Origin of the sequence: Rhizomonospora bruguierae (assembly GCF_018397995.1) — a bacterium.
Lineage (GTDB): Bacteria > Actinomycetota > Actinomycetes > Mycobacteriales > Micromonosporaceae > Rhizomonospora > Rhizomonospora bruguierae.
On the sequence record NZ_BBQH01000046.1, the window covers coordinates 35423 to 48634 of the forward strand.

General features: G+C 68.7%; 13 protein-coding genes, 1 tRNA gene and 1 pseudogene. 12 read left to right on the forward strand and 3 right to left on the reverse strand.

Annotated features, from left to right (window positions below):
• Positions 1–37: 37 nt before the first annotated feature.
• From KJS59_RS22305 to KJS59_RS22330, 6 genes are all read left to right on the forward strand, one after another.
• Entirely contained in the window at positions 38–1003 is a 966-nt protein-coding gene (locus KJS59_RS22305) for a UTP--glucose-1-phosphate uridylyltransferase (protein WP_213454908.1), read from the forward strand.
• Positions 1000–2331 carry a molybdopterin molybdotransferase MoeA gene (locus KJS59_RS22310; protein WP_213454909.1) on the forward strand — a complete coding sequence of 444 codons (1332 nt, stop codon included), beginning with the start codon at positions 1000–1002 and terminating at the stop codon, positions 2329–2331. The genes KJS59_RS22305 and KJS59_RS22310 overlap by 4 nt, the downstream gene beginning before the upstream one ends.
• On the forward strand, positions 2328–2969 hold the full coding sequence (locus KJS59_RS22315; protein WP_249714703.1) for a GNAT family N-acetyltransferase: 642 nt from the start codon (positions 2328–2330) through the stop codon (positions 2967–2969). Before KJS59_RS22310 ends, KJS59_RS22315 begins: the two co-directional genes overlap by 4 nt.
• A gap of 288 nt (positions 2970–3257) precedes the next feature.
• Entirely contained in the window at positions 3258–4061 is an 804-nt protein-coding gene (gene sepX, locus KJS59_RS22320) for a divisome protein SepX/GlpR (RefSeq protein ID WP_213454926.1), read from the forward strand.
• Positions 4062–4151: 90 nt separating this feature from the next.
• A tRNA-Ala gene (locus tag KJS59_RS22325) sits at positions 4152–4228 on the forward strand.
• 229 nt (positions 4229–4457) lie between these two features.
• On the forward strand, positions 4458–5318 hold the full coding sequence (locus KJS59_RS22330; RefSeq protein ID WP_213454910.1) for a hypothetical protein: 861 nt from the start codon (positions 4458–4460) through the stop codon (positions 5316–5318).
• Here KJS59_RS22330 and KJS59_RS22335 read toward each other — a convergent pair.
• Positions 5319–6111: pseudogene (locus KJS59_RS22335) on the reverse strand (transposase family protein).
• A gap of 242 nt (positions 6112–6353) precedes the next feature.
• On the opposite strand from KJS59_RS22335, the gene KJS59_RS22340 reads away from it, so the two are divergent.
• On the forward strand, positions 6354–6695 hold the full coding sequence (locus KJS59_RS22340; RefSeq protein ID WP_213454911.1) for a hypothetical protein: 342 nt from the start codon (positions 6354–6356) through the stop codon (positions 6693–6695).
• Between the two features lie 113 nt (positions 6696–6808).
• On the opposite strand, the gene KJS59_RS22345 is transcribed toward KJS59_RS22340, so the two are convergent.
• Positions 6809–8083 carry a relaxase/mobilization nuclease domain-containing protein gene (locus KJS59_RS22345; RefSeq protein ID WP_249714705.1) on the reverse strand — a complete coding sequence of 425 codons (1275 nt, stop codon included), beginning with the start codon at positions 8081–8083 and terminating at the stop codon, positions 6809–6811.
• Between the two features lie 176 nt (positions 8084–8259).
• A complete protein-coding gene (locus KJS59_RS22350; RefSeq protein ID WP_213454912.1) occupies positions 8260–8712 on the reverse strand; it encodes a hypothetical protein in 453 nt (150 codons plus the stop codon).
• A 746-nt stretch (positions 8713–9458) separates the two neighbouring features.
• Here KJS59_RS22350 and KJS59_RS31355 point away from each other — a divergent pair.
• From KJS59_RS31355 to KJS59_RS22375, 5 genes are all read left to right on the forward strand, one after another.
• Positions 9459–9683, forward strand: a complete 225-nt coding sequence (locus KJS59_RS31355; protein ID WP_249714707.1) for a hypothetical protein — start codon at positions 9459–9461, stop codon at positions 9681–9683.
• A complete protein-coding gene (locus tag KJS59_RS22360; protein WP_213454913.1) occupies positions 9680–10237 on the forward strand; it encodes a relaxase/mobilization nuclease domain-containing protein in 558 nt (185 codons plus the stop codon). The genes KJS59_RS31355 and KJS59_RS22360 overlap by 4 nt, the downstream gene beginning before the upstream one ends.
• Positions 10238–10264: 27 nt before the next feature.
• A complete protein-coding gene (locus KJS59_RS22365) occupies positions 10265–10927 on the forward strand; it encodes a TnsA-like heteromeric transposase endonuclease subunit (RefSeq protein ID WP_249714708.1) in 663 nt (220 codons plus the stop codon).
• 123 nt (positions 10928–11050) lie between these two features.
• Entirely contained in the window at positions 11051–11653 is a 603-nt protein-coding gene (locus KJS59_RS22370; RefSeq protein ID WP_213454914.1) for an SLATT domain-containing protein, read from the forward strand.
• Complete coding sequence (locus KJS59_RS22375; RefSeq protein ID WP_213454915.1) at positions 11650–12939, forward strand: nucleotide-binding domain-containing protein; 1290 nt, start codon at positions 11650–11652, stop codon at positions 12937–12939. The genes KJS59_RS22370 and KJS59_RS22375 overlap by 4 nt, the downstream gene beginning before the upstream one ends.
• Positions 12940–13212 lie beyond the last annotated feature (273 nt).

Sequence of the window (13212 nt, forward strand, 5' to 3'; positions counted from 1 at the left end):
CCCGCCACGCCAGACTCGCGGCCGATAGTGTCGGGGAATGTCGGAGAGCGCTGTCGCCGTGACCCTGGATGAGGACGCCAACCACGCCAACACCGGCCGGCGGGCGGTGAAGGCTGTCATCCCCGCCGCCGGCCTGGCCACCCGCTTCCTGCCGGCCACCAAGGCCGTGCCCAAGGAGTTGCTACCGGTCGTGGACCGGCCCGTGCTGCAGTACATCGTGGAGGAGGCCGCCGCCGCCGGGATCTCCGATGTGCTGCTCATCACCGGCCGGGGCAAGACCTCCATGGTGGACCACTTCGACCGGCAGCCCTACCTCGAGTCGCGGCTGGAGGAGAAGGGTGACACCGAGCGGCTGGCCGCCGTGCGCCGCCCGAGCGAGCTGGCCGAGATCTACACCTGCCGGCAGGGCGAGCCGCTCGGCCTCGGCCACGCCGTCTCGTACGCCGAATCACACGTCGGCGGCGAATCGTTCGCGGTACTGCTGGGCGACGAGTTCATGGACGAGACCGCCCCGCTGCTTCCGGCCATGCTGGACCTGCAGGCCAAGACCGGCGGCATCGTGCTGGCCTTCATCGAGGTCAAGCCGGAGGAGACCAAGCGGTACGGGATCGCCTCGGTCGAGCCGGCCGAGGCGGGCCTGGTCGAGGGCGCCGAGGTGGTCAAGGTGACCGGCCTGGTGGAGAAGCCCAAGGCCGACCAGGCGCCGAGCAACCTCGCCGTGGTCGGCCGGTACGTGCTCCCCGGGAAGATCTTCGACGCGATCCGGCGCACCAAGCCCGGCTCCGGCAACGAGATCCAGCTGACCGACGCGATGGGGCTGCTGCTGGACGAGGGAGTACCCGCGCACGGCATCATCTACCGCGGCCTGCGCTACGACACCGGCATGCCACTCGGGTACCTCCAGGCCGTGGTCCAGCTCGCCTGCCAGCGGGACGACCTGGGCCCCGAGTTCCGGCAGTGGCTGGGCGAGTTCGTCGGCGGCTTCGGCGGTCGCAGCGGATGACAGCGACGGCGGGCCCGCGGGCGGGCGGTGCGGCGGCGAGGCCGGTGGGTGAGGGCGCCTCGCGCGTGCCGCTCGCCGAGTACCTCGGCGGCGTGCTGCGCCGGCTGCGCGCCCTGCCGCCGCTCGACCTCGACCTCACCCAGGCGTACGGCCACGTGCTGGCCGAGCCGGTGCTGGCCCCCAACCCGTACCCGGCCTTCGACCTGGCCGCCGTGGACGGCTACGCCGCCCGCTGGGACGACATCGCGACCGCCGGCCTGCCCGGCCGCGGCGCCAACCCGGGCACCCCCGGCAGCCGGGTCCGGCTCAATGTGGTCGGCGACCTGGGTGCGGCGAGTTGGCGGCCGGTGCGGCTCACCCCCGGCACGTGCTTCTCGGTGGCGGCCGGCGCACCCCTGCCGGCCACCGCCGACGTGATCGTCCCGGTGGACTGGACCGACCAGGGCATGGCCGCCGTCGAGGTGTTCCAGGCGCCCAAGCGCGGGTACGGGATCCGCCGCGCCGGTGACGAACTGACCGCCGGTGCCACGCTGGCCCGGCCGGGCACCACCATCACGCCGGCGCTGATCGCGGTGCTCGCCGCGACCGGCGTCGGCCATGTGGTGGTCCGCTCCAACCCGCGGGTGGTGGTCGTCGCGACCGGCGACGAACTGGTCGACGTCGGCCGGGTCAGCCAGCCGGGGCAGGTCGTCGACGTGAACTCGCACGCGCTGACCGCGGCCGCGGCCGAGGCCGGTGCGCACGCCTACCGGGTCGGCATCTGCGACGACGACCCGGAGGGCCTGCGCGCCCTGCTCGATGATCAGGTCGCCCGCGCCGACCTGATCATCATCACCGGCGGTACCGGGCAGGGCCCGGGCGACATGGTCCGCCGCATCCTGTCCCGCCGGGACGGCGGCCGGGCCGGATCGGTGGCGTTCACCGAGGTCTCGCTCTACCCTTGCGCGGTACTCGGCTTCGGGACCGTGGGCGGGGAGGAGGTACCGATCGTGTGCCTGCCCGGCGAACCCGGTGCCGCACTGATCGGCTTCGAGGTGCTCGCCCGCCCCGCGATCCAGGTCCTGGCCGGCGCCGAGCCGGTGTTCCGCCCCGGCGTCCGCGCCCATCTGCTGGAGACCGTCTCGTCGCCGTCCGGCGTGCGCGAGTTCCGCCCCGCGCACGTGGCCGAGCGGCGCGGCGGCGGCTACACGGTCCAGCCCCTGGCCGGCGGCCCGTACACGCTCTCCGGCCTGGCCGAGGCGAACGGACTGCTGGTCCTCGGCGAGCGGGTGACCACCGCCGCGGCCGGCTCCACGGTCGACGTCCTGCTGCTGGATCGGCGGCGATGAACCCGGCGCGCGGCTCCGGCTGGCCGGTGATGCTCGTCGAGGGCGACGTGCTGCTGCGCCCGTACCGCCGCCGCGACGCCGCCGCCTGGTCCGAGGTCCGTCGCGTCAACCGGCAGTGGCTGGCCCCGTGGGAGTCCACCCCGCCCGGCTCGTGGACCGAACTGAACTCGCCGGTCGCCTTCCGCTACGTCTACCGCGACGCCCGCAAGGCCGGCCGCACCGGCACCGGCATGCCGTTCGCGATCTGCCTGTGCGAGCCGGCCGGCGAACGCCTGGTCGGCCACCTCAACATCAGCAACATCGTCCGGCGCGCGTTCTGCTCCGCGTACGCCGGCTACTGGATCGACTCCCGGGTCGCCGGCCGGGGCATCATGCCCACCGCCCTCGCCCTGGCGGTCGACCACGCCTTCACCGCCGGCGGCCTGCACCGCATCGAGGTCAACATCCGGCCCGAAAACGCGCCGTCCCGCCGGGTGGTGGAGAAACTCGGCTTCCGCGAGGAGGCGTACCACCCCCGGTACCTGCACATCGACGGCGCCTGGCGGGACCACATCGGCTACGGTCTGACCGCCGAGGACGTGGCCACCGACGGCGGTCTCCTGGCCCGTTGGAAGCGCCTGCGCGCCTCCTCCCGGTAGGTCACGCCGTACCCGCCGCCTGGTGCGGCACCGCTCGTTACACCGGTCTTGCGGATGCGGCATTGCGCCAGGACCAGCCAGTATTACGGCCTTTGATAAGTCCAGGATTGGCCTCGAAGCGGGGCTGAGATGGGGCGACGCGTGCGGTCGCCGGCCCTATTGTCGCGTATTTGATCTTCGCGGCGCGCCGAGCCGGGCGAGTTGCGCCCTGATACCACCGTCACGCCCTTAACCTCAAATAACTTCAACTGGGGGCAACCACGGTTGCCGAGACGGGTGACGGGAGGGGTGAGGGTGCCGGCCTCGGTGCTCCTCGCCGTCCTCACCGCCGCCGGGCTGCTCGTCCTCGCGCCGGCGCTGGTCCGCCGGTACGACGCCACCGAGCGCCTGGTGGCGGAGCGGACGCAGTCGACGGCGCGGGTGCTGCAGCGCGACCGCCGTCGCCGCACCGTGCCCGGACACCGCCCGATCAACCCGCCCCGCCGCCGCGTCACCCTCCGCGCCGCCGCCCCGGTCTCCGCCCCACCCGCAGCCCCGCTGACCGTAGCCCGCCGCGACCCGGCCGCCGGCCGCCGCGACTCGCCCGCCGGCCGCCGCGGCCTGGCGGTGGCCCGCCAGCCCCGGCCAGCCATCCGCCCCCGCCGCCGCCACACCCCCGCCGTCGTCCGCCGCCGCCGCGTCTTCGCCGCGCTGCTCCTGCTCAACGTCGCGGAACTTGTCGGGGTCGCGTTCGTCAGCCCCGGATTCTGGATCAGCGTCACCGTCACCGGCCCCCTGCTCGCCGTCTACGTCGTCCACCTGCGCAACCTCGCCATCCAGGACCAGCGCCGCCGCCGCGTCGAAGCCCGCGAGGCCGCCTGGCTCGCCGCCCGCCAGGCCGAAGTCCGCCGCGAACAGGCCCGCCGCGCCGCCCAGCGCCGCGAACAGCAGCGCCGCCTGGTCGCCCAACGCGAGGCCGCCCGCCGCGCCGCCATGTCCTACAACCGGGACCTACCCGCCGCCGCCTCCGGCGGGTACACCGTCTCGTACCGCCGCACCGGCGGACTCCGCGGCCGCCAGTACTCGACGGGCCGCCCGTCCGAGCGCCGCTGACCCGCCCGGGGGTAGCCGATTCGCCCCCCGGGCGGTGAACCTGTTAGCCTTGTCGCCGGTCGCTATTGGTTTCCGGTAGCGAGTGATCCAGGGGCTGTGGCGCAGACCGGTAGCGCACCTCGTTCGCATCGAGGGGGTCAGGGGTTCAAATCCCCTCAGCTCCACCACAGAGCAGCAGGTCAAGGGCGGGTTCTCGGAAGATCGAGAGCACGCCCTTGATCATTTGTCCGTCTGGCGTCCGTCGGACGAAGCCCCAGTCCGTGGCACGTGGCGGACGAACTCAAGCCGAACGGGTGAGGTGGGCGACAGTGGCGGCCTGGACAGGGCGTCACGCAGCGGCAGCTGTTACGGCGGCACTCTGCCCTGGCTCAACCTTCAAGACACAGCGATCCACCCATGGCGCTGATCGCTCCGAAGGCGATGGACGAGGACGAGCCGACCTGGCAGCAGATCCACGGAATGATTGGCAGGGGTGGCCTCTCCGAGGCTGGGGCCGCAGCGGCGCGCTGGGCGGTTGACCAGTTCCGCGCGCGCCTCGGGGAGAGCTGGTCGGGTCGCCAGTACGACAAGGGGGGCTGGTTTCCGCTCGAGCTGCTCGCCGTCGGCGCCTACCGCTACGCGCTTCCCCAGGTGCTGTCGTGGGCACTATGGCTGAACGCTGCCGCTGCTGAACCCACGTTCGCCAAAGTCCGGACCAGCATGAAGAAGGGCATGGACACCTCGACTTGGCGGCACACCTGGCTACAACTGGAGGTCGCCCGCGCGGCATCGAGTATGGGAGCGTCATTCAGCTTTGAGCCGCCGATTCCTGGCTCAATCAAGAGCGGAGATCTCCTCATCGATCCTGAGGGCGGAAGCCCGTGGATGGTGGAGACCGTCACGGTGCCCCGAGCAGATGTGGACATGAAATGGGAGGACTACGAGGATCGCTTCCAAGCTGCGATCAGACGAGTCGAGCACAAGCATAATGTGACATGTGTTGTGGTATTAGATGATCATTCGACTGATGCCGAGACGCAGGCGTGGCTGTCAGCCATCGATGCCATCGCCTCCATCGCGGCAGAGTCTCGTCAGGTGCAGGTGATCCAGTGGGACATCGGCGTGGTGACCGTCTACCCGGACCCGCCTCCGCCTGGTCCGAGGTTCATAGGCGCGGCCCAATACCGTGACGGGTGGCGCCGGCTGGGTCGGACTCTCGCCAAAAAGGCTGAGCAGATCACTGAGCCTTTCCCAGTAACGGTTCGTTGCTGGCTGTGATCATGTGGTCCGGGCGTGCTCGGTGTGTAGCAGTACGAGGGCGGCGGCGACGATCTTGCCGATGGTGCTGGGTGAGAGGCTGATCCGCCGGAGTGCTTTGAAGGTGGTCTTGAGCAGGGAGTTCGCTTGTTCGGCGCCGGCTCGGGCGTACGCGTGCAGCCAGTTGTGTTGACGTTGGGGGTCGGTGAGTTGGCCGCCGGTGGGTTTCTTGATCGGCAGGGTGAAGACGTCTTCTTCTCCTTCGTAGCCCAGGTCGGCCAGGGCGGGTAGGTCGTCGCCGGTCCATTCGCGCAGGGCGGGCAGCATTTGGGGGTGTTGGCGTAGGCAGGTGGTGTCGTGTTCGCGTCCGGGGCGTACGTCGGAGGTCCAGATCGGCCATCCGTCGGGGGTGGAGACGACCTGGATGTTGCCGCCGTGGTTCCGGACTCCACAGGTCGACCCCGGGTGTCGGGCCCGGGATGTGGCATCGGTCGGTGGTCAGCAGGGTGCCGTCGACGTTGATGTGGGTGTGCCCGGCCATCTTGGCTGCCAGCAGCGCTGTGTGCAGGCTGGGCTTGCGGGTGGCGAGGACGTCGATGCCCTCGTGCAGGTAGCGGTAGGTGGTGGAGCGGCCGATGCGGTTGTCGGTGGCGAGTTGGGCCAGGCGGGTGCCGTCGAGGAACCAACGCAGCACCAGGACGGCCTGCTTGAAGCAACTCAGCGCCCGGGTGTTGGTCCGGGTGCCCAGCGTTCACTGGTGGGCGTGCAGCAGGCTGGACAGGAAGATCACGGTCTCCCTGCGGACATCGAGCACGGCTCGGTATGTGACACTGGGCGTCACGGGAAGCCCCTATCTTGAAGTTGATCAGTGAGATGACCACTTCTTACAGGGGCTTCGTCTACTTCGGTCGCAGGTCAAGCAAAACCGGCGTGTCGCCCATGGGCGGACACGCAACGTGACCACAACCTTGCTGGGAATGCCTCACTGGCCCGCTGCCTGCCTGGGTGCGGCTGGACTGTCTGGACGGGCTTTTTCAGTTCACAGAGTGGACCAAGATGGCGCGGACGGAACGCCTTGATGCGATCGCCGCGGTGATCCGTACCAAGGTCGACTGGCCCGCGAACGCTCGCGGCGTCGTTTTGTCCAGCGGTGTCGGGGTGAACTTCGATGGCAACGACGCAGAAGCCCAAGCGGTCACCGCGCGGTCCGAGTCCGGCGTCTTCCTCCGACGACTCGCCAATCCGTACCTTGTACGCGAAACCTTCATCGTGCCCTTCAACGATGCGGCCACCGAACAGGCCGATTGGTGGGCAACCGCCTACGGAGACGAACCCACCTGGCTGGATAGCGACCTCGCCGCAGCTGGGCTTCCCAAGACGGCAGACCTGTTGGCTTGATCGTCGGGCACGGGAGGCGGCCAGCCGCAACGACGCGGAAGATCCGTACGACTACGACATCGAGTAGGCGGATCGAGGGACTGCCCACCACCCCGCTGACGGATGGTGGGCACTCACACTACGCGGCTTTTGGGCTGACCTCGTTCAGGGAATGCTTGTGCGGGTACGGCGGCGGGGCGGACGCCTGCCGAGATGGAAGGGGCAATCGCCGCGATTCTGCGAAGGCTTTCGGCGGCTTGCCGGGCTGCCCGAGCCTGATGCAGCCGATCTTGGGCTTCGCGGAGAGTCGCGAGGTTGTCCGCGATCATCGACATGCGCAGTACGAGTTGGAGAGCCGCGGCCGTGTCGTCGTCGCTGGTGAGCCGGCCCACCGCCGAGATGAGTCGGGACATGGACCGGAGTTGACCAGCTGCCGGATGGAGGTGGTGGCCGGGACGTCGTCGGTGTGGGTCACGCGCCGCGCGGTCCAGGGTTTCCGAAGCGTCGGTGAGGGGCCCACCCTTGCGGCCCTCGAACGCCCGCGCGGTGGACGCGAGGACGTCGGCCGCAGACTCGGCGAGGGATGCGATGTCGTCCTCGTCGCCGGCCCGGTCAGCCATCAGATGACGGGCACCTTCGTCCGCCACTGCTGTTGCCCGGCGGAACGCGTTCGCCCTGCGCTGGACCCCCGGACGCGGCGGGTGTTGCGCGTCGCCGTGCGGTATCGCGCCGGAGCCTGAGCCCCAGCGGCGCCGGAGCCGAGGGAGAGTGAGGTCTGGGGCGAGCCGGCCGCCGCCGTACCAGACGGTGTCGCCGGCGCCGGTGTGGTGATCGGGAAGGCCGACTGCGTAGCCGGTGACCTCATCCGGGTTGATCGTGCTGTGCCGGAGCCGTACGAGGATACCTGCCGCCTGGAGGCGGTCGATGAAATCGTTCTCGTCGATGGCTGCGGCTGCGGCGGCACGTACCTCGCGGCGGAGTCTGTCTCGGGGAATCTCTGGCTGTCCCCGTCTGTGTGACTTGTTCTGTTCCGCGGCGGTGGGCCGGCGGTGGCTGGTGTGGTCGACCGGGCCAACCTGGTATAGGCCGTAGCGTCGTTCAAGGTCGCGGGCGGCGCTCTGGGCCTTCAGGCGCTCGTTCCAGGCCCAGACAGTTTCGCCGTCCTGTCGGACGAGCGTCGCCACGATGTGGATGTGGTCGTCGGCGTGGCGGACCGCCACCCATCGCACGGCGTCCGGGTCGCCGTGCGGGGCGATGCCGACGGCGGCGACGATCTCGGCGGCGATGTGCGCCCACTGGCTGTCGCTGAGGATCCGGTCGGTGATGTGGTTGCGAACGGAGGCATGCCAGACGAACTTCTGCGGCGGGTTCCTACCGGCACCCACGGGCTGTTCGAGCAGGCGGGCCAAGGCCCGGACATCGTGTCGTCCGGAGGCGTGGGTCGGGGGTTCCAGCGAGGGCAGCTGGCTGGGACCGGACCAAGCGGCGACGAGGTGGGGGTTGATGTGTTCCTCAGCCTTGCCTGGACCGAACAGGTAGCGGAGGAGGCCGCCTACGTTCGTGCCGCGGGGGTGGATGGCGGGGATCAGTGCAGCCGCCGGTCGATGTCGGCCACGAGGGCGTCGAGTTTGTCGAGCGCCTGCACGCATCGCCTGACGGCGTGGTCGAGCCAAACGGGCGCCTCGCCGGTGGCGTTGAGTGCGGCAGTGGCCTGGTTGAGGTTGGTGCCGGTACGCGTTATGGCGGTCCGAGCGGCGAAGAGTTCCCGCTGCAGGGTGGCGAGTTCTGCTCGGGTGACGCCGGTTCCGGCGATCAGGCTGCCGGGGGCGGTATTGCCTCGGGCGGCGGCCAACGCGGCATCGGCGCAAAAGCCGGTCGGAGTCAGCCCGGCGCGGCTCGCGGCAGCCACGACGTCACCGTGCTCGGTATCGTCGAGTCGGAGGTTGATCCGTTGCCGCCGGCCCGGGAACTGGTGACGCCGGTCGGCACCACGTGGGCTTGGCGTGTCGCCGGTCGCTGCTCGCGTACGGGTGTCCACCCTCGTCTCCTCCGCTTCGTACGTTCCTGCGTTCGAACGTGCGGCGGCGGGGTTATCGGAGACGCTACGGGTAGCGACTGGGCATGACTCCGGTTCCGGTTCCGGCCCCCATTGACGGCGGAAGCAAGAGTCCGCGACCGGAAAAGAATTTGCCGGCCCTGCCGGCTGCGGAAGCGGAACCAGTCGGAACTGCCTCGACGGGATGCATGGCTTTGCCCTCGAAGGCGGAAGCTTGCCGGAGTGTCGGCGTGGCTGCTGTCGTCCGTGCGGGCGTCGCCCGCGCTACCTTTCCACTGACCCCGCTGGGTCAGTGCTCTTGCCGGTTGCCGGATGTGCCGACCGCGCCCGGTCGGCACATCCGGTGACCGGTACTACAACTTGCTCCCGCCCGCCCTGCCATCCAATTCCGGCACGGTGAAGCCGCTGCTGTCGCTTCCGCGCGAATCCTGCGAGTGTCCGGGAAAGTCTGCGAGTGATCTTGCGAGCCGTCCGGAGCGGGTTGCGATTCACCCGTACGCGCCGGGTCGGTCGCCGGAGAACGGCATCGATGAGGGGCAGGATGTCACGTCATGAAGGTCGATCCCCCGGCGGGTCCCGGGGTGGTGATACCGGTGGCCCGGAATCGGGCGCGGATGCCGTCCGGGCGGTTGAACTGCCAGAACGTTCGGTTGTCGGACGCGGAGATGCGGGAGGTGTCTGCGGCCGCCGGGCGAGCGGGTTTGACGCCTACGGGGTACGCGGGGGAGGTGGCGGTCGCGGCGGCCCGTGCGGACGCCGACGGCAGTGTCGCCGGTGCTACGCGGGCTGAACTGGCCCGGGTGCAGCGGGAGGTGTTCGCGGCTCGGGCTGCGCTGGTCGTCGGCGCGCGGGCGGTCGCGGGCGGCTCCGAGGGGCTGCTGCGAGACGCGGTCGAGCATCTTGACGGGGTCGCGGATCGGCTGCACGGCCTGCTGAAACGGGTCTCGGCGTGATCCCGCGGGTGCGGCCGCGCAGCGCGAGTGCCCGCGAGGTGTTGCGCTACCTGTTCGGCCCGGGTGAGAACGGGGAGCATCACGACCCGCGTCTGGTCGCCGGGTGGGAGACCGCGGCGATCGGCGAAGTAGCTGAGCTTCAGCCACCGCGGACCGGTGGTGGCTTCTCGCTGGCCGGGCTGGCGGGCCTGCTGGAACAGCCTGTTCTTGCTGGTAACAATCCACCGGACAGGCCGGTCTGGCATTGCTCGGTCCACAATCACGGCGACGATCCGCTGTCGCCGGACGAGCGGTGGGCGCAGATCGCCGTCGCGTTCGTCGAGGGGGTCGGGCTGGCGCCGGCCGGTGATCGGGCGTCGGTGCGGTGGGTGGCAGTGCGCCACGGCGATGATCACGTGCATCTGGTGGCGACGCTGGTGCGTCAGGACGGCCCGACGGTATGGCCTCGCAACGACTATCGCCGCTGCCAGTCGGTGGCGCGGGAGCTCGAGGGTCTGCTGGGGTTGCGGCCCGGCGGGCCACGTTCGGCCGAGGAAGCGGGCGGGGATGGGTGAGCCGATTCACGGCCCGTTGCCGGTGGGGTGAGCGGCGGCGGGAGCGGGTTCGAGGTCGGCTACCGGGACGAGGGCGGCGCCGAGCAGCGGATCGGGCTGGCGGACGCGTGGTGGATCCGGTTCGAATCGGCCCGGCCGGCGCGGGTGTTTCCCCAGTACAAGGGGCAACAGCATTTCCCGGGCCGGTGGTGGTCGGCGACGATGGGCGGCCATGTCGGCTACGAGTCGTGGCTGGAACGCGATCACCTGATGCTGCTGGACTTCGACCCGGCCGTGGTCGCGGTCGCGTCGCAGCCGTTCTGGCTGTTCTGGACGAATGAGCGGGGCAAGGCCCGGTCGCACGCGCCGGACTACTTCGCTCGGCTGGCCGACGGCGGTGCTCTGGTTCTGGACTGCCGGCCGGTCGAGCGGATCAAGCCGCGGGACGCGGCCGCGTTCGCCGCGACAGCTGATGCATGCGCCCAGGTCGGATGGCGCTACCGGGTGGCCGGCGCGGCGGACGCGATCGTAGAGCGTGACGATCTTCGATTAACTTACCTGTGCCGTGACCTGCTGCATCGGAACACTTGTGCGAACCGCCCCGGATCATCGACGCAAGTTATCGGCACGTTCAGTTACGATGTCCACTGCAAACAGAAGGACCCCGGGCGCCTCGCGCGCGGGCGGCGGCATCCGGGGTCAACTCCTTGATGTGGTGTCAGGACCATACCCCGAACTCACGCCTTGGCGTCAGCTGCTCCGCCAAGGTGTGATCTTTGCCGGCCCAGCTCAGCGCCCCTGGGTCCTCCTAGCTGGTGGAGAGAATGGGGAGAGATGGCGACAAAACCTGCCGCCGAGACGGAACGAGACGAGCATCTGTTGGCCCAGGTGCGCGAGGTTTTCGGTCGTGTGGTCTATAGCCACAAGACCCACGAGAAGCAGGCCGACCTATGCTTCCGGAGGCATCGCCGCCAGCAGGCTGCGCTTGTCGTCTTCACGGCGGCCAGCGCCGGCACGTTCCTCGCCGCGTTGCTCGGGAAATTTGTGAGTCCGCAGATCGCTGGTCTCGTTACGTCGTTCATCGCCCTGATCGTCACGGGGCTGACCCTCGCGACAAAGAGCTTCAAGCTGGGCGAGGAGGCTGAGGCGCACCGCGACATCGCCTCGCGCCTCTGGAACGTGCGCGAGTCGTACCTGTCTCTGATCGCCGACATTATGGCCGGTGCGACATCGGCGTCCGATGCCCGTGAGCGTCGCGACAAGCTCCAGGAGGCCACGCGCTCGGCTTACGCTGAGGCGCCTAGGACCACGTCCAAGGCATATGGCAAGGCGCAGGACGGGCTTAAGAACAACGAGGAATTGACGTTCACGTCCCGCGAGATCGACCTCTTCCTGCCGGAGGCACTCCGGCTCAATAAGAGCGAGGCGGCCGCATGAAGGTCCAGGAGATCTTCGACACCCTTCTCGAGAACCTGAAGGTTGGCGACGCCAGCACCACCATCGCCGCGCGTCGGGATGAGATCACCAAGGCGCTGAACAAAGATTTCAGGTCGGTTGAGGGATCCACCTTGAACCGGCTCATGGTGGGCTCCTACGGGCGACACACGGCTATCCGTGGGGTATCCGATCTCGACATGATCTACATCCTCCCGGCCAACCTTCGCTCGAGCTACAACAGCGAGACTGGGCCGGAGAGGATCCTCAATCGCGTCCGGGATGATCTGAAGGCTCGTTATCCGAACACCACGATCCGGGTCGACCAGTGCGTCGTGCGAGTGCAGTTCACCAGCAACAAGTTCAAGTTTGAGGTTCAGCCAGCCTTCCAGAACGCTGACGGCAGCTTCGACTACCCGGACACGAAATCCAAGAGTTGGAAGGTCACCAAACCGCGCCAAGAGATCACGGCGACCAAGAACTGCAACGATCGCACGTCGAAGAACATGCGCCACCTCGCTCGGATGGCGCGGGCGTGGAAGGACACGAACGGCGTGGTCATGGGCGGCCTGCTTATCGACACGCTGGTACATCGATTCTTCTCGACCACCACCGAGTACGACGACAAGAGTTCTCTCTGGTTCGATTACATGGTCCGGGATTTCTTTAAGTTCCTGGCGGACGAGCCCGACCAGGACTACTACCTCGCACTGGGCAGCAACCAACGCGTGACGGTGAAGAAGCGGTTCCAGCCGAAAGCGAAGAAGGCATACAACCGCTGCGTCGAGGCGATCGCCAACGAGGGCAAGGCATCTGCGAACAAAAAGTGGCGCGAGGTCTTCGGCAAGGCGGTTCCGCTCGAAGACACCAAGTCTGCCCTGTCGTTCAAGGACACGGAGGAATTCATCGAGAACTCGTTCCCCGTCGACATCGGTCATTCGGTCACGATCGACTGCGAGGTCACGCAGAACGGCTGGCGACCGACCCTGCTGCGAAGGATGCTCGGCGACGGGACTCCACTCCTCGCGAACAAGAGCCTCGACTTCAAGATCACCGAATGCAGCGTCCCAATGCCGTATGACGTGAAGTGGAAGGTGCTGAACCGAGGGGACGAGGCCGAGCGCCGGAACAACATCCGCGGCCAGATCATCTCCTCGAACCGCCCCAGCGTGAGGCACGAGCGAACCGTCTTCCGGGGGGAGCACGTCGTTGAGTGCTACATCGTCAAGGACGGGATCGTGGTGGCACGGGACATCGTCGATGTCCCGATCAGCTCCAACGGGGCATAGTGCTACAGGGCGGTGATCATCGCCCTTGCAAGCGACCGTTCTGATTCTCGAATGGGTGACCCGGCAAAGGAAACCGCAAGGTAGGCCCGGAGACTTCGACTTGTCGACCTCCGAGCCCACCTTGCGAACCGCTGGTCTGCGCCTTGATTACTCGCAACCTGGAACCGGACGCGACAGCTGCTGCTCCCCACGATCAGCGAGGAGGAGCCGATGGCCGCCGGGACTCGGTGATCTTCACGGCTGGCGCGGTTGCTCCAGCGAGGGCTGCGGAGG

Bases quoted from the DNA above. Each gene is read 5' to 3' on its own strand.
- KJS59_RS22315 (WP_249714703.1), top strand. From the start codon at position 2,328: ATGAACCCGGCGCGCGGCTCCGGCTGGCCGGTGATGCTCGTCGAGGGC.
- KJS59_RS22330 (WP_213454910.1), top strand. From the start codon at position 4,458: ATGGCGCTGATCGCTCCGAAGGCGATGGACGAGGACGAGCCGACCTGG.
- KJS59_RS22340 (WP_213454911.1), top strand. From the start codon at position 6,354: ATGGCGCGGACGGAACGCCTTGATGCGATCGCCGCGGTGATCCGTACC.
- KJS59_RS22310 (WP_213454909.1), top strand. From the start codon at position 1,000: ATGACAGCGACGGCGGGCCCGCGGGCGGGCGGTGCGGCGGCGAGGCCG.
- KJS59_RS22370 (WP_213454914.1), top strand. From the start codon at position 11,051: ATGGCGACAAAACCTGCCGCCGAGACGGAACGAGACGAGCATCTGTTG.
- KJS59_RS22375 (WP_213454915.1), top strand. From the start codon at position 11,650: ATGAAGGTCCAGGAGATCTTCGACACCCTTCTCGAGAACCTGAAGGTT.
- KJS59_RS22305 (WP_213454908.1), top strand. From the start codon at position 38: ATGTCGGAGAGCGCTGTCGCCGTGACCCTGGATGAGGACGCCAACCAC.